Here is a 15349-nt window from a genome sequence, read left to right as displayed (position 1 = left end):
TCATATCGGCTAACCCGCTGTGGACGGGGTTGGCTCGATCTTCTCGATCATTTATGCAAGGCGGGTGGTCGTGTGCGTACGAGGCACGGACTGCGTGTGCTGTCGGTCTACGAGGGCTTCTTCTCCGGAGGGGCCCGGATCGTGCACAGTGACGTCGTACTGGGACTGGCCGAGGGCGGCCAGTCCCAGCAGGTACTCAGCATCCATGGTGAGGTCCACCGCGAGGCCACCAGGCAGCGCATGGAGGACGACCACTGCTACCGCGCGCTGACGGCCGGCGAGGTCGGCGTCACGTCACTGGGCCGCACCGCGGGCCTGGTGGACGGCTCGGTCGCGGCGTCTGTTTTCAGCGGACCTGAGCTGGCCGAAACCGCTAGGGCCATGGCCGGGGCGGATGTGATCCTCTCCCTCAAGGAGCAGCCGCTCGCCCTCCTGAACCAGGCCGGGCTGCCCCGCCGCCCGGTCGTGGTCTGTCTGCACCGCTCCGACCCCGAGAACCAGGGCCCCGCCCTGGACGAGCTGAAGGCGGCGATCGCCGACGGCACGGTGGCGGCGTGCGTGTGCTGCGCCGAGTCGACGCGGGCCGCCTACGAGGCCGCCGGCATCCCGGCCGAGCTGCTGCACGTGATCCCCAACGGCGTCGACCTGCTCCGGTTCCGCCCGGACGCGGCGGCCCGGCGGGCGTTCCGCGCGTCCCAGGGCATTCCGGCCCCCGCCCCGGTGGTGGTCTTCGCGGCCCGGTACGCGCACATGAAGAACGTCCCGCTCTTCCTCCGGGCCGCCCGGACCTGGCTGGCCCGCGAGGGCGGCGGTCACGTGGTGATGTGCGGGGCCGGGATGACGGCCGCCAACCCCGCCCTGCGGGCGGACCTGGAGGCCGCCTTCGCCGGGGAGCCGGGCCTGGCCGGCCGGGTGCACCTGCTCGGCGTACGGCACGACATGGAGGCCGTCTACGCGGGCTCCGACGTCGTCGCCCTGACCTCCGTCTCCGGGGAGGCGGCGCCGCTGTGCCTGATCGAGGGCATGATGTGCGGCGCGGTCCCGGTGACGACGGACGTCGGCGACAGTGCGGCGATCGTCACCGGCCACGGCTTCGTCACCCCGCCCGACCCCGGCGCCATCGCCCTGGCCTGGTCGGCCGCGATCGCGGGCCGTGCCGAGCTGGCTCCCGCCCTGGAGCGCAGCCGGGAACGCTTCAGCCGCACCCGCATGATCGCCGCGTACGCCGCGCTGCTCGACGAGGTGTACGCCTCACACGTGGGCGGGCAGCTGATCGCCGCGCAGCACGCTGTAGGCGACGCCGTCCCGCCACCGGCCGTCCCGGAAGACGATGCCGCGCAGTACGCCCTCGCGAGTGAAGCCGGCCTTCTCCAGGGCCCGCTGCTCGGCGAGGTTCTCGGCCTCGGTGTCCGCCTCGATCCGCATCACGGGGGTGTGGGCGAAGAGATGGCGGACGAGCTGTAGCTGGGCCCGGGTGCCGATCCCGCGCCCGCAGGCCTCGGGCAGTAGCTGGGCGCCGATGTTCCAGCAGTGGGTGGAGGGCGAGACGATGCGCTTGCGCCAGGCGACGAACCCGAGCGGGTGGGCGGCCGCCACCATCAGCAGGCCGCCGTCCTCGCCGAGCAGCCCGTTCTCGGCGAAGCGGCGCCGGAACCGCCCGGGGTCCGACCAGCCGTACCACTGGAACGGTCCGGCGGTCTCCGGCTCCAGCAGGAACCGTTCCAGCACGGTCAGGTCGTCCTCGCGAGCGGGACGCAGTACGACGGCTTCATCGCTCATCCCGTCACGGTAACGCGCTTGGTCACGACGGCAGTCGGACATGAGGAGGGGCCACCGGCGTCGTCCCGGTGGCCCCTCCTCTCCCCTCCTGGTGCGTGCCCGGTCCGTCACTACCGGGGGAGCACCACGACATAGGCGGCCGGGTCGCGGTCGCCGGAGGCCATCAGGGCCGTGCGGACCACCGTCGCCTGTTGCTCCAGGGACTGCCGGAGCTTCCTGGGGGTGATGTAGACGACCGTGATCCCCAGGCGTTCCAAGTGCTCGCGCTTGCGCGCGTATTCCGACCAGAGGGCGTCCTCGTCCTGGCGCGGGGCCCGGGTGTCCAGCTCGACCGCGACCGCCTGCTCGGGCCAGTACGCGTCCACGCCGCCGAGGTGGGGGCCGCCGGGCAGGCGCAGGTCCACGTTCCAGACCGGGTCGGGCAGGCCGCACTCGGCGACCATCCGGTAGAGGCGGTCCTCGGCGATCGCCCGGCCCTCGGCCACCAGCGAGTCCACCGCGTCCACCACGTGCGGGCGGTTCAGCAGCTTCGCCTGGGTCAACTCCCGCACGACCGCGGCCGGTTCGCAGTGGCCGGCGCGTACCGCCTCGGTCAGCAGCCGGCGTACCGCGACCGCGTCCGTCAGCTCCGCCACCGCGTCCGCCAGCGCGCGCGGCACCGGCGCCACCGGCAGGCCCGTCACCGCGCAGGGGGTGGGCAGGGAGGGCGTGCGCAGGACGCGGACGTACCCGCTGGAGCGCAGCCGGCGCAGGCGGGGGATCAGGACGTCGACGCGGTCCAGGGAGAGGAGCGGCGGGGTGGCGGAGAACCCGTGCAGGGTGAGGGCCGCGAGGCCCGTGATGACGGCGTCCGCGTACACCGGGCGGTGCGGCTCGTCGGCCGTGGGCTGGGCCGGGACGCCCGGGGCCGGCTCCCGCGCCGCGTACAGCAGCGCGCCGTGCAGCCGCTCCTCGCTCGTCGGCGGGCCGGGGTGGAGCAGGACCACGCCGGGCAGCAGCTGCTGCCAGGGGCCGCCGGGGCGGCACTGTTCGTTCAGCTCGGCCGTGGGGATGCCGTGGGAGCGGAGCTGACCTACCGTCAGAACGCGACGGTGGACCTCGGAGAGGTGGCGGAGGGGGCGGGGGGAGAGTGGGGTGTTGTGCGTCATGGCGTCGGGATTCCCGCGCCCCGTCCCCTCTTTAACCGCTGTTACACGGCCGTCGATAAATACGGACAAGGCGGTACTAAAGGACGCGTGTTCGGGTGCCGAGTAGGCATGGAAAACCCCTGGTCCAATCGGGTGTGGACCAGGGGTTACGGCTGCTATTGCCTGAATTCCGTAACGGTCACCGACCGAGAAAGCTCAGGCCAAGGATCACGCCCCGGCGGCCGCCGTGTCGCACGCCTGTGCGCGCAGCGAGCGCGCCAGGTCGTCCCGCGCCTCCAGCACCAGCCGGCGCAGCGCGGGCGCCGCGTCCGCGTGGCCCGCGAGCCACGCGTCCGTCGCGTCCAGCGTCTCCTGCCGGTCCTGGAAGCCGGGGAACAGGCCCCGTACGACGTCCATGCCGATCTGGATCGACCGCTCCTGCCACACCCGCTCGATGGCCGCGAAGTACTTCTCGGCGTACGGCGCCGTCAGCTCCCGCTGCGAGGGCCGGTCGAAGCCCGCGATCGTCGCCTCCACCAGCGCGTTCGACAGGGCGTCGGACTCCACGACCTGCGCCCAGGCCTGCGCCTTGACCGCCGCCGACGGGCGCGCGGCCAGGCAGCGGACCTGGTGGCGCTTGCCGGACGCCGTGTCGTCACGGGCCAGTTCGGCCGCGATGACGGACTCGTCGGCCACCCCGTGGGCCGCCAGCGGCTCCAGGAACGCCCAGCGCAGCTCCTGGTCCACCTCCAGACCCTCGACCGTCTCCGTGCCCTCGAGCAGGCCCTTCAGCAGCGCCAGGTCCGTCTCGCCGACGGCGACCGTCGCGAAGAACCGCGCCCAGGCCAGCTGGTGCTCACTGCCGGGCTCGGCCGCCTGCAGCTCGCGCAGCGCGCCCTCGGCGAGCAGCTCCTCGCCGGTCGCCCGCCACTCGGGGGCCACGTAGTGCACCAGCGCCGAGTCCGCCCACGCGTGCAGCATCTGCAGCACGCCGATGTCGGACTCCCGGCCCGCGAACCGCAGCACCAGGTACACGAAGTCCCGCGCCGGCAGCAGGGCGTCCCGGGTCAGGTTCCACAGCGCCGACCAGCACAGGGCACGCGCCAGCGGGTCGGTGAGCGCGCCCAGGTGCTCGCGCAGGGTGGCCAGCGAGGTCTCGTCGAAGCGGATCTTGCAGTAGGTCAGGTCGTCGTCGTTGACCAGCACCAGCTCCGGGGCATCGGCGCCGGCCAGCTCCGTCACGACCGTGCGCGGACCCTGGATGTCCGTCTCCACGCGCGCGTACCGCTCCAGGGCGCCCTCGGGCGTACGGCGGTACAGGCCCACCGCGATCCGGTGCGGGCGCTCCTCGGGGTGCGACTCCGCCGCCTCCTGCACCACCGCCAGCTCGGCCACCCGGCCCTCGGCGTCCAGCAGCACCTGCGGGGTCAGCGAGTTCACCCCGGCCGTCTGCAGCCAGGAGCGGGCCCACGCGGACATGTCCCGGCCGCTGGTCTCCGCCAGCACCGACAGCAGGTCGCCCAGGCGCGTGTTGCCGTACGCGTTCCGCTTGAAGTAGCGGCGGGCCCCCTCCAGGAAAGCGTCCTGGCCGACGTACGCCACCAGCTGCTTGAGCACCGAGGCGCCCTTGGCGTAGGTGATGCCGTCGAAGTTGAGCTTGGCGTCCTGCAGGTCGCGGATGTCCGCGGTGATCGGATGCGTGGAGGGCAGCTGGTCGGCGCGGTAGGCCCAGGCCTTGCGGCGGTTGGCGAAGGTGATCCAGGCGTCGGTGAAGCGGGTCGCGCCGACGTTCGCGAACGTGCCCATGAAGTCCGCGAAGGACTCCTTCAGCCACAGGTCGTCCCACCACACCATGGTGACCAGGTCGCCGAACCACATGTGCGCCATCTCGTGCAGGATGACGTTGGCCCGCGCCTCGTAGGAGGCCTGCGTCACCTTCCCGCGGAAGATGTACTCCTCGCGGAAGGTCACCATCCCCGGGTTCTCCATCGCGCCCAGGTTGTACTCCGGCACGAACGCCTGGTCGTACTTCCCGAACGGGTACGGGTAGTCGAAGTGCTCGTGGAAGAAGTCCAGGCCCTGCTTGGTGACCAGGAAGACGTCGTCGGCGTCGAAGTGCGGGGCGAGACCCTTGCGGCACATCGCGCCGAGCGGGATCTCCAGCTTCGTCCCGTCCTCGAGGAGCCGCTCGTAGGAGTCCGTCACATAGTGGTACGGACCCGCCACCACGCACGTGATGTACGTCGAGATCGGCTTCGTCTCCGCGAACCGCCAGACACCGTCGGCGAGTTCCCCGGCGCCGTTGCTCCACACGGTCCAGCCCTCGGGCGCCTGCACCTCGAAGCGGTACGGCGCCTTCAGGTCCGGCTGCTCGAAGTTCGCGAACACACGGCGGGCGTCGGCCGGCTCGTACTGGGTGTACAGGTAGACCTCGCCGTCCTCGGGGTCCACGAAGCGGTGCATGCCCTCGCCGGTGCGGGAGTAGGCGCACTGCGCGTCGACCGTCAGCTCGTTCTCGGCGGCCAGGTCCTCCAGCGCGATCCGGGTGCCGTCGAAGACCTCGCCCGGGTCCAGGTCCTTGCCGTTCAGCGTGACCGACGTCACGCTCGGGGCGACCAGGTCGGCGAACGTGGACGCGCCCGGCTCGTTGCAGCGGAACCTGATCGTGGTCACCGAGCGGAAGGTGCGCGGCTCGCCACCCCCGTCGCCCACGGCGGAACGCAGGTCCAGCGCCACCTCGTACCCGTCGACGGACAACAGGGCGGCCCGCTCACGGGCCTCGTCGCGGGTCAGATTCTCACCGGGCACGGGCGGCACTCCCTCGTGATCGCTTGGATGGGATGGATCAGGACCGATCCTGCCACGCACTCCTGACACGGGACACCGGGGAATGGGGACGACGAAGGGAATGTTGACCTTTCAAAAGCCCGTTTCGCTGAGGAGAAGCATGTCCGAGACCGTGACCACGAGCGGCAAGACCCCCGTGGACTTCTGGTTCGACCCGCTGTGCCCGTGGGCCTGGATGACCTCCCGCTGGGTGCTGGAGGTGGAGAAGGTCCGCGAGATCGAGGTCCGCTGGCACATCATGAGCCTCGCCGTCCTCAACGAGAACAAGCTGGACGAGCTGCCCGAGGAGTACCGCGAGATGCTCGCCGTCAAGGCGTGGCAGCCGGTGCGCGTGGTCACCGCGGCCTGGCAGAAGCACGGCGCGGACATCCTCGGCCCGCTCTACACCGCGCTCGGCACCCGCTTCCACAACAACGGCGAGGGCGCCACCCTGGAGGCCATCGCCGGTGCGCTCGCGGACGTCGGCCTGCCCGCCGAGCTGATCGAGTACGCCGAGCAGAAGGACTTCGAGTTCGACGCCGAGCTGCGCGCCTCCCACAAGGAGGGCATCGAGAAGGTCGGCCAGGACGTCGGCACCCCGGTCATCGCGGTCCCGGGCCCCGACGGCGAGCAGATCGCCTTCTTCGGTCCGGTCGTCACCCCCGCCCCCAAGGGCGAGGAGGCGGCCCGCCTGTGGGACGGCACCCTCGCCGTGGCCTCCGTCCCCGGCTTCTACGAGATCAAGCGGACCCGCACCAAGGGCCCGGACTTCAGCAACCTGTAAGCCCTGAACCTGTAGGCCCTGAACCTGGTAAGTCCTTCCGGAACGGGCCCGGCGGTCAGCGCCGGGCCCGTTCCCGTGCCTCCGTCAGGCGCCCGAGGTGCTCCTCGTACCCCTTCGCGTAGTACGCGGCGCGGTCCGCGTCCGGCTCGACGACCCGGGTCGGCTCGGTCCAGGCCGCCGCGTCCAGGGCCGTGCCGAACCGCTCGGCCGCCGCCAGCACCGCGCCCCGCGCGCCCACCTCGCCCTCGATCACCCGCAGCGGGCGGCCCAGCACGTCCGCCAGGAGCCGCATCCAGGCGGGGCTGCGGGTGCCGCCGCCGCACACCGCCAGCGTCCCGGTCAGGCCCGCCGCCGCCAGGCAGTGCCGGGCCGCGTAGCCGATCCCCTCGCAGGTGGCCCGGATCAGGTCGGCGGGCGTCGACTCCAGGGAGACACCGGTGAGTTCGGCCCGCAGCCGGGGCTCCACGAAGGGGGCGCGCTCACCGGAGGGCGCGAAGTACGGCAGCACACGCACCCCGTGGGCGCCCGGCGGGGTGGCGGCCAGCAGGGCGTCGACCTCCTCGTGCCGCACGCCCGTCGTGTTCAGCACCCAGTCCAGGGCCGCCGTGCCGACCATCGCGGGCATCGCGCGCAGCCAGTGCCCGGGCCGGTCGGTTGAGATGTACAGGCCGGCCGGTTCGCCGTCGAGGTCCAGGCCGGTGGTGGCGACCAGCGCGGCAAGACAGGTGCCGACGATCAACAGGCCGTCACCGGGCGCGGTGACGCCCGCGCCGAGCGCACAGGCCGGCAGGTCGTACGGGCCGTTCGCCAGCCGGGTGCCGGGCGGCAGCCCCGCGCCGCGCGCCGCGCCCGTCGCCACCGGATCGCTGACCGGCGCGAGCAGGCCCCGGCGGTGGGTCAGACCGAGCAGCTCCACGACCCGGTTGTCGTAGGACCGGGTGCGCGGGTCCAGGAACGGCATCGACGCGTCCGACACGTCCGTCACCGCCCGCGCCGCGCCGGTCAGCCGCTGGAAGACCATGTCCTTGCAGTAGACGGCAGCCGCGGCCGTCTCCAGGACCTGCGGCTCGTACCGGTCCAGCCACGCCAGCAGCGGGCCCGGGCAGCCCGGGAACATCGCGCCGCCGGTGCGCCGGAACACGGTCTCGAAGGTGCCGTCCGCCAGCCACTGGTCGACCAGTTCATGGGCCCGGCCGTCCATCCAGGATGCCGCCGGCCGCACCGGCCGGCCCGCCGGGTCCACCAGCCACACCCCGTCGCCCTGCCCGGTGAGTCCGGCCAGCTCCACCGGTTCCGGCACCCGTGCGGTCAGCGCCCCCAGCACGGCGACGACCGCCCCGTACACCTCCTCCATGTCCTGCTCCACGGCTCCGCCGCGCAGGTCGAGTCCCACCGGCCGTGCCTCGACGCCCAGTTCGCGCCCGCCGCCGTCGAACGCGGCGGCCTTCACCATGGACGTGCCCACATCGATCCCGACGAACATGCGGCTCCCCTTCTGTCCGGCTCGTTCAGGTCAGACAGTGCGCGAGCGGCTCCCCGCGCACCCAGCGGCCCACCTCGGCGGCGGCGATCCGGGCCGCCTTCTCCGCGACCGCCCGGCTGGCCCCGCCCAGGTGCGGGGTGAGCACGACACGGTCGGCGAGACCGGGCAGCCGGGAGTCCGGCGGGAGCGGTTCACGGGCGTAGGTGTCCAGGGCCGCCGCCGCGAGCCGCCCGCCCTCCAGCGCGTCGCACAGCGCGTCCTCGTCCAGCAGCGGCCCACGGGCCGCGTTCACCACCACCGCCCCGGGCGGCAGCAGAGCCAGCTCGCGGGCGCCGATCAGACCACGGGTCTCGGCGGTGAGCCGGGCGTGCAGGGTGATGACGGCGGAGCGGCGCAGCAGGTCGTCCAACGAGGACATCCGCAGCCCGTGCACCTCCCCGCGCACATGGGGGTCGTACACCAGCACCCGGGCCCCGAAGGCGCACAGCACCCGCGCCACCCGGCTGCCCACCGCGCCGTAACCGACGAGTCCGACCGGCAGGTCCTCCAGCTCCAGTCCGCTGTGCTCATAGGTGTAGTACGCCGACCCGGCCCAACTCCCCTCGCGGGCCAGGAGTTCATGGGCCTGGGGGATGCGGCGCAGGGCCGCCAGGAGCAGGCCGACGGTGAACTCGGCGGTGGCGGCGGCATTGCGCCCCGGCGCGAAGCAGACCCGGACGCCGTGCCGCCCGGCCGCCTCCAGGTTGACGTTGACCGGACCGCCCCGGCAGACCACGACCAGCCGCAGCTCCGGGCAGGCGCCGAGAACGCGTTCGGTCACCGGGCCCATCTGCGTGACCAGGACCTGCGCGCCGGCGAGGGCGCCGATCAGCTCGTCCTCGGCGTCACTGGCCTCGCTCACCTCGGCGACGGGACCGAAGGGCTGCAGCGGCCAGTCGAGGGTCAACTCCCGCACATCACAGGCGGCTTCCCTCCCGAGGGCGGCCGTGATGAGGGACGGCAGGACGAAGTGGTCGCCGGCGGCCACCACACGCACACTGGAGGTCATCGCAGGGTGTCTCCCGTCTCGGCGTCGAAGACATGGGTGAGTCCGGCCGCCACCCGGACCCGCTCGCCGTGCGCGAGGCGGACCTCGGGCCCGGTGAGCACCGCCAGGTGCCGCTCCACCCCGTCGAGGGCGAGCGTGGCGATGCCCGACTCCAGCAGGGGTTCGTGGGCCACGACCCGGGCGGGGATGCCGTCGGCGCCGCCGGTGAGGCTCAGGTCCTCGGGGCGGACACCGACCACCACGGCCCGGCCCTCGGCCACCGGCACGGGCAGCGCGATCCGCACCCCGGCGGACAGCCGGGCGTGGCCGTCGGCGGTGGCGGCGCCCGGCAGCAGGTTGATCGCCGGCTCGCCGACGAAGTCCGCCACGAAGGCGGAGGCGGGGCTGTCGTAGATCTCGTAGGGCGTGCCGAGCTGCTGGATCACACCGTCCCGCATGACGGCGATCCGGTCGGCGAGGGACAGGGCCTCCTCCTGGTCGTGCGTGACCAGGATCGTGGTGTGCCCCAGGTCGCGCTGGATGCGCTTGAGCTCCCGGCGGGTGGTGTCGCGCTGTGCCGCGTCCAGATGGGACAGCGGCTCGTCCAGGAGCAGGACGTCCGGCTCCCTGATCAGCGCGCGGGCCAGGGAGACGCGCTGCTTCTGCCCGCTGGAGAGTCCGGCCGGGCGGGCGTCGAGGACGTCGGTGAGGCCGACCCGCTCGGCGATCTCGGCGACCTTGCGCCGCACGTCGCCCCGCAGGCGCCTGGGGCGAGCCCGCAGCCCGAAGGCCAGGTTCTCCGCGACCGTCAGCGGCGGGTACAGCGCGTAGTTCTCGAAGGCGACCCCGATGTTCCGCGCCTGTGCCGGACGGCCGGCCACCGAGGCGCCCCCGACCAGGATGTCCCCGCCGGTCACCGCCTCCAGACCCGCGATCATCCGCAGCGTGGTGGACTTGCCGCAGCCCGACGGGCCCAGCAGCCCGAGCAGTTCACCGGACTTCAGACTCAGGTCCAGGCCCCGGACCGCCTCCACCGCCGGGCGGCCCCGCGACCGGTAGGTCTTGCGCAGCTCACGTAACTCCAGCGCGGTCATCGCCCTCCCTCGGATCCGTGGCGCACACCTCGTAGCGCACCTTGTGCTCGTCCAGATCGCGCAGCGCGTCCGGCGACGCCCCGTCGTCCACCAGCAGCAGGTCGAAGCGGGAGAGCGGGGCGACCCGGTGCAGGGCGACCCGGCCCAGCTTGGTGTGGTCGGCCAGCAGCACGTTGCGCGCGGCCGCGTCGAGCATCGCCCGCTTCACGGAGACGATGTGCTGCTCCTGGTGGTAGGCGTATCCGCCGTGCACGCCCGACGTCGACACGAAGCCCACGTCCACCCGCAGCTGCTCGACCGCCTCCACGCAGGACACCCCGAGGAACGACGAGTGCAGCTGGTCGTAGTCGCCGCCCAGCGCCATCAGATGGATGCCCCGCCGCCCGGCGAGCAGGTTGATCGCCTCCAGGAAGTTGGTGACGACCGTGAGCGGGGTGATCTCGCCCAGCCGCAGCCGGCGGGCTATCTCCAGGGTCGAGGTGGAGTCGTCGAGGAGGATCGCCATGCCGGGCTCTATGGACTTCAGCGCCCGCTCGGCGAGCGCTGCCTTCTGCGGGCGCATGGTCTTCAGCCGGTACTGCACGTTCGACTCGAACACCCCGGACGGCTGCGCGGTCACCCCGCCCCGGAACTTCCTTACGATGCCCTGCCGTTCGAGTTCGTCCAGGTCCCGGTGGATGGTCATCAGGCTCACCCCGAACCGCTCGGCCAGCTCGGCCGCGGAGGCCGAGCCCTCGGCCAGCACCAGTTCGGCCATGGCGGCCTGCCGGGCCGCGGGTCCCTGCTGCGCACCTGTGCTCATCACGTGCTCTTCCCGATCCGTCGTCCCGGACGCCCTGGCCGGTCGGCCTCGAACACCAGCAGGTTCTCAGGCCGGACGGCCGGACGGACCGGTTCGTCGGGACGCAGGCCCGCCGCCTCGCTCCGCGGCGCGACGAGCGACAGGTGCTGCGCGCCGATCCGCACGGTGACCTCGACGGACCGGCCGAGCACCTCGGTGACGTAGACCGACCCGGAGACTTGGTGGCCGTCGCCGGCCAGGGAGACGTCCCGGGGCCGTACCCCGACCAGCACCTCGCTGCCGGCGGGCGCCCGCACGGGCAGCGGCAGTTCGACCGCGCCGTCCGCCGACCGGAAGGCCCCCGCCTCCGTCACCGTCCCCGGCAGCAGATTGATCCGGGGCCGCCCGAAGGCCCGGGCGACCTCGGTGTCGTGCGGTCGGTACCAGATGTCCTCCCGGGTGCCGGTCTGCACGATCCGCCCGTCCCGGATGACCCCGATCCGGTCCCCGAGCGCCAGCGCCTCGACGGAGTCGTGGGTGACGTACAGCGTGGTGGTGCGCCGGACGGCCCCGATCGCCTTCAGCTCGGCCCGCATCTGCTGGCGCAGCTTGGCGTCCAGGTGGGAGAGGGGCTCGTCGAGGAGGAAGGCGCGGGCCGGGCGGACCAGCACCCGGCCGAGGGCGACCCGCTGCCGCTGCCCGTTGGACAACTGCCCGACGGACCGGTCCAGCAGGCCGCTGATGCCGAGCAGTTCGGCAGTCGTCCCGACCCGCTCCCGGGCCTCGGCGGCGGGCAGCCGGTGTCGCGGGGAGCGCAGCGGCGAGACGAGGTTGTCGTACACCGAGCGGTGCGGATAGAGGGCGTAGCTCTCGAAGCACATGGCCACACCCCGGTCGTACGGCTCCACGTCCCGCACGTCCCGCCCGTCGATCTCGACGGTCCCCGAGTCGGGCCGCTCAAGACCGGCGACGGTCTTCAGCGTGGTGGTCTTGCCGGCCCCGGACGGTCCGAGCAGACAGAAGAACTCGCCCTCTTCCACCCGGAGTTCCAGCCCGTCCAGGGCGGTCGTCCGGCCGAAGGACTTGTGGACGTCCCGCAGCGCCACGCTCACGACTTCACCGCCCCGAACGACAGCCCGCGCACCAGATACCGCTGGATGGTCAGCGCCAGCAGCAGCGGCGGTACGACGGAGACCAGCGCGGCCGCGGCCGTGAGGTTGTACTTGGGCCGGTCGCCGCCCAGGAAGGACAGCGCGCCCACGGTCACGGTCTGCGCCGAGCTGGAGGTGAGGATCAGCGGGAAGACGAAGTTGTTCCAGGCGAAGATGAACGCCAGCAGCGACACGGCCGCGATGCCCGGCTTCACCAGGGGCAGCGCCACCTTGAAGAAGGCCTGCTTGCGGGAGTAGCCGTCGAGCAGCGCCGCCTGCTCCAGCTCCGGGGTGAGATCGGCGAAGTACGACCGCATGATCCACACCACCAGCGGCAGCGTGACCAGCTGCAGCACCCACACCATGCCGACGTACGTGTCGAACAGCCCCAGCTTCTGGTAGAGCACGAACAGCGGGATGATCACGGTGAGTTCGGGCGCGAACCGGAACGACAGCAGCGTGAACATCAGGTTCTCCGAGCCCCGGAACCTCCAGCGCGCCGAGGCGTAGGCCGCAGGCAGTCCGACCACCAGCGAGAGCGCGACCGCGCCCACCGACACCACCAGGCTGTTGACGAAGAACCGTACGAAGGGGATGCCCTCGCTGTCGCCCAGCACGGTCCGGTACGAGTCCAGCGTCGGGGTGAACGAGAAGTAGGTGCTGAAGAGCTGGTCGGCGGGCTTGAGGGACAGGATCACCATCCAGGCGACCGGGAAGAGCGCGAAGAGGAAGTAGAGGACCAGGGCGGCATCGGCCAGCCAGTCCAACAGGCGCTTTTTGTAGGTCACTTGGCCTCGGCCGCCTTCCGCTGGATGCGCCCCAGATGCCGGACGAGGACCATCGCGGCCAGGTACACCACGGCCCACAGCACGATCGTGTAGCTGATCCCGAAGGAGTACCGCTGGAAACGGATCGCCTCCAGATACGCCCGGATCTGCAGGACGACCGTGGAGTCGCCCGGACCGCCCTCCGTCAGGGCGTAGATGATGTCGAAGACCTTCAGCGAGTCCATGAACCGGAAGATCACCGCGACCAGCACGTACGGCCACAGCATCGGCAGGGTCAGCCGCCGGAAGGTGTACCACCGGCCGGCGCCGTCCACGGCCGCCGCCTCGAACGGGGAGGCGGGCAGCGACCGCAGACCGGCCAGCGCCAGAATCGCCACGAACGGGGTGTAGACCCAGACGTCCACGGCGATCGACGACAACAGGGCGCCGGTGGGCGTGTCCGTCCACTGCACTCCGCCGAGCCCGAAGGGCCTCAGCAGGTGGTTGACCACGCCGACCGACGGCTGGAGCATCAGTTTCCAGATGATCGCCGCGATCACCGGGGCGATCATCAGGGGCAGGATCAGGATCTTCTCCAGGACCCGGCCGATCAGGGACGAGCGGTGCAGCAGCAGGGCGACGGCGACCCCGAGCACGGTCTCCGCGGCGGCCGCGCCGACCGCGTACAGCACGGTCACCCAGGCCGAGTTCCAGAAGGCTTCCTGTGTGAAGACCGTCTCGTAGTTGTGCAGCCCGACCAGGTCGGGCTGCGGCTTGCTCGCCGAGAAGTCGAACAGCGTGTAGTACAGGCCGAGCCCGAACGGATACAGAATCCCGCAGGTCAGCAGCAGTGCGGGGACGATCAGCAGGTACGGCCGCAGGGCGGCCCGGCGGCCCATCGCCCTCATCCCACCTTGGACTTGAGGTCGCTCGCCAGCCCGTTCAGCACGGACCCGGCGTCCTTCCCGCCGTAGATCTCCTGGAGGGCGGCGGCCCAGCTGGTGGTGGCGTCGAAGAACTGGGCCTGCGGGGTGAACTGGATCTTCGTCTGGTCGACGACCGTCTCGAAGGTCTCGATGAATCCGGGCAGGTGCCGCATCTTGTCCTTGTAGGCGCCGTCCTGGCTGACCGACTTCCGCACGGGGTCGATGTGGTTGTTCGTGAGGGCGGCCCGGCGCAGGTGCTCCTTCCCGGTCGCCCACTGCAGAAAGAGCCAACTGGCGCCCTTCCGCCTGCTCCTGGCGTTCATGCCGAGCGACCAGATCCACATGTTGGTGGCGAGCGACCCGTCCGGCCCCTTGGGCCCGGGGTGGAAGGCGATCTTCCCGGAGGCGGGCGAGGCCCCCTTCACGGCCTGGAAGTAGGCGGCCGTGTCCGCGTCGAACAGCATCCCGGCCTTCTTCGCACCGAGGTCGCTGGAGCACTGGTACCAGGTGTACGACGTCCAGGACGGCGGCCCGCCCTGCTTCACCATGCCGGCCCAGTCCTCGGTGAAGGCGACGGCCTTCGGGGTGTTCATGGCGGGGGTGAGCTTCCCGCCCCCGACGGTGAAGTCGTGCAGCCCGTTGCGGGCGTACATGGTCATGAACCCGGGGTGGATGGTGGCCCAGCTGCGGGACCCCCGCACGGCGATCCCGTACATGCCGTCGAACCCGGCACCAGGAGCCTTCTTCTTGATCACCCCGGCCAGCTCGCGCAGCTCGTCGAAGCTCTCGGCCGGCTTCAGCCCCAGCCTGCCGAATACCTCGGTGTTGTAGGCGACCACGTTGGTCTCCCAGCCCCACGGCAGCGCGTACTGCCCGCCCCGGCCGAGCGGGGCGCCCGCCTTCAGGGACCACTGGTCGGCCTCGAGGAGGTTAGGGAAGAAGTCGGCCTGGTCCCATTCGGCGCCGGTCGCCGCGGAGTTGCGCATCCACGGCCCGAGGTCCTCCAGCCACCCCGGTGGCCCGTACTGCCACACCATGTACGCGCCGAGCATGAAGACGTCGTAGGAGGCGCGCCCGCTGGACAGGTCGACGGTGAGCTTGTCGAAGTAGTTGTCCTCGGGGAAGACGTCGTACTTCACCTCGATGCCGGTCTTCTCGGTGAAGGACTTCAGGTCGGCGATCAGGGCGTCGGTGTACGGGTGCTTGTTGAGCAGCGCCCTGACGGTCGTGCCCTTCTCCCGCCTCCAGTCGAAGGAGCCGGTGACGTCGTCCGCGGCCGAGCCGCCGCCCTTGTGACTGTCGTCGCCGCCGAAGCCGGTACCGCAGGCGGACAGCAGCGGGGCCGCGGCGGTGGCGGCGGTGAGGGCTCCGGTGAGCGCGAGGAAGCGCCGGCGGTCGTGCACGTGCCTGTTCATCCGTGACCTCCGTCGGTGGGGCGGTGGGGCGGTGGGGTCGGGCGGGGTTAACAGCGCGAGTCGACTCGATAACAGAGGGTGTAACGGCAAGAGAAGGCCGTCAATCCCTTGTGCACGGGGAAATCAGGGGGAAATCTCGGAGGAGCATGGGAAGTTCACAGACCGGTTCGCTATCTGCGGGAGGTCCGG

12 protein-coding genes and 1 pseudogene are annotated in these 15349 nt (G+C 71.7%); 2 read left to right on the top strand and 11 right to left on the bottom strand.

What is annotated here, in order from left to right; all coding sequences use genetic code 11:
- Positions 1–96: 96 nt before the first annotated feature.
- Positions 97–1464 carry a glycosyltransferase gene (locus AC07DS_RS05170; RefSeq protein ID WP_479142910.1) on the top strand — a complete coding sequence of 456 codons (1368 nt, stop codon included), beginning with the start codon at positions 97–99 and terminating at the stop codon, positions 1462–1464.
- On the opposite strand, the pseudogene AC07DS_RS05165 reads toward AC07DS_RS05170, so the two are convergent.
- The 3 genes and pseudogenes from AC07DS_RS05165 to pepN all read right to left on the bottom strand — a co-directional run.
- A pseudogene (locus tag AC07DS_RS05165) lies at positions 1414–1779 on the bottom strand (GNAT family N-acetyltransferase); the annotation flags it as partial. The gene AC07DS_RS05170 and the pseudogene AC07DS_RS05165 sit on opposite strands and share 51 nt — an antisense overlap.
- A gap of 110 nt (positions 1780–1889) precedes the next feature.
- Entirely contained in the window at positions 1890–2927 is a 1038-nt protein-coding gene (locus tag AC07DS_RS05160; RefSeq protein WP_479142779.1) for a hypothetical protein, read from the bottom strand.
- Between the two features lie 207 nt (positions 2928–3134).
- Positions 3135–5714 (bottom strand): aminopeptidase N, encoded by a 2580-nt coding sequence (pepN, locus tag AC07DS_RS05155; RefSeq protein WP_479142777.1) that lies wholly within the window; start codon positions 5712–5714, stop codon positions 3135–3137.
- A 139-nt stretch (positions 5715–5853) separates the two neighbouring features.
- Between pepN and AC07DS_RS05150 the strand changes: the two genes are divergently transcribed.
- Positions 5854–6516 carry a DsbA family protein gene (locus AC07DS_RS05150; RefSeq protein WP_145878326.1) on the top strand — a complete coding sequence of 221 codons (663 nt, stop codon included), beginning with the start codon at positions 5854–5856 and terminating at the stop codon, positions 6514–6516.
- A 55-nt stretch (positions 6517–6571) separates the two neighbouring features.
- Here AC07DS_RS05150 and AC07DS_RS05145 read toward each other — a convergent pair whose 3' ends face one another.
- From AC07DS_RS05145 to AC07DS_RS05110, 8 genes are read right to left on the bottom strand one after another with little or no spacing between them, the layout of a single operon-like run.
- Positions 6572–7999, bottom strand: a complete 1428-nt coding sequence (locus AC07DS_RS05145) for an FGGY family carbohydrate kinase (protein ID WP_479142775.1) — start codon at positions 7997–7999, stop codon at positions 6572–6574.
- Between the two features lie 25 nt (positions 8000–8024).
- Positions 8025–9047 (bottom strand): 2-hydroxyacid dehydrogenase, encoded by a 1023-nt coding sequence (locus AC07DS_RS05140; RefSeq protein ID WP_479142773.1) that lies wholly within the window; start codon positions 9045–9047, stop codon positions 8025–8027.
- Positions 9044–10120, bottom strand: coding sequence for an ABC transporter ATP-binding protein (locus AC07DS_RS05135; RefSeq protein WP_479142771.1), 1077 nt, complete (start codon positions 10118–10120; stop codon positions 9044–9046). The genes AC07DS_RS05140 and AC07DS_RS05135 overlap by 4 nt, the downstream gene beginning before the upstream one ends.
- Entirely contained in the window at positions 10098–10922 is an 825-nt protein-coding gene (locus tag AC07DS_RS05130; RefSeq protein ID WP_479142769.1) for a DeoR/GlpR family DNA-binding transcription regulator, read from the bottom strand. Before AC07DS_RS05130 ends, AC07DS_RS05135 begins: the two co-directional genes overlap by 23 nt.
- Positions 10922–12013 (bottom strand): ABC transporter ATP-binding protein, encoded by a 1092-nt coding sequence (locus AC07DS_RS05125; RefSeq protein WP_479142767.1) that lies wholly within the window; start codon positions 12011–12013, stop codon positions 10922–10924. The genes AC07DS_RS05130 and AC07DS_RS05125 overlap by 1 nt, the downstream gene beginning before the upstream one ends.
- On the bottom strand, positions 12010–12840 hold the full coding sequence (locus AC07DS_RS05120; RefSeq protein ID WP_479142765.1) for a carbohydrate ABC transporter permease: 831 nt from the start codon (positions 12838–12840) through the stop codon (positions 12010–12012). The genes AC07DS_RS05125 and AC07DS_RS05120 overlap by 4 nt, the downstream gene beginning before the upstream one ends.
- The gene (locus tag AC07DS_RS05115; protein ID WP_479142764.1) at positions 12837–13727 is read right to left on the bottom strand and encodes a carbohydrate ABC transporter permease; all 891 of its coding nucleotides are present in this window, start codon (positions 13725–13727) and stop codon (positions 12837–12839) included. The genes AC07DS_RS05120 and AC07DS_RS05115 overlap by 4 nt, the downstream gene beginning before the upstream one ends.
- Positions 13724–15160, bottom strand: coding sequence for an extracellular solute-binding protein (locus AC07DS_RS05110; RefSeq protein ID WP_479142762.1), 1437 nt, complete (start codon positions 15158–15160; stop codon positions 13724–13726). Before AC07DS_RS05110 ends, AC07DS_RS05115 begins: the two co-directional genes overlap by 4 nt.
- Positions 15161–15349: the final 189 nt, after the last annotated feature.

Source organism: Streptomyces sp. NPDC044064 (assembly GCF_056434245.1).
The sequence above is the reverse complement of the archived record's forward strand: the minus strand, read 5'-3'. Positions and strand labels throughout refer to the sequence as shown.

Excerpts from the sequence above, each read along its gene's own strand:
- AC07DS_RS05130 (WP_479142769.1), bottom strand. The coding sequence starts at position 10,922 with ATGAGCACAGGTGCGCAGCAGGGACCCGCGGCCCGGCAGGCCGCCATG.
- AC07DS_RS05135 (WP_479142771.1), bottom strand. The coding sequence starts at position 10,120 with ATGACCGCGCTGGAGTTACGTGAGCTGCGCAAGACCTACCGGTCGCGG.
- AC07DS_RS05115 (WP_479142764.1), bottom strand. The coding sequence starts at position 13,727 with ATGAGGGCGATGGGCCGCCGGGCCGCCCTGCGGCCGTACCTGCTGATC.
- AC07DS_RS05150 (WP_145878326.1), top strand. The coding sequence starts at position 5,854 with ATGTCCGAGACCGTGACCACGAGCGGCAAGACCCCCGTGGACTTCTGG.
- AC07DS_RS05160 (WP_479142779.1), bottom strand. The coding sequence starts at position 2,927 with ATGACGCACAACACCCCACTCTCCCCCCGCCCCCTCCGCCACCTCTCC.
- AC07DS_RS05110 (WP_479142762.1), bottom strand. The coding sequence starts at position 15,160 with ATGAACAGGCACGTGCACGACCGCCGGCGCTTCCTCGCGCTCACCGGA.
- AC07DS_RS05145 (WP_479142775.1), bottom strand. The coding sequence starts at position 7,999 with ATGTTCGTCGGGATCGATGTGGGCACGTCCATGGTGAAGGCCGCCGCG.
- AC07DS_RS05140 (WP_479142773.1), bottom strand. The coding sequence starts at position 9,047 with ATGACCTCCAGTGTGCGTGTGGTGGCCGCCGGCGACCACTTCGTCCTG.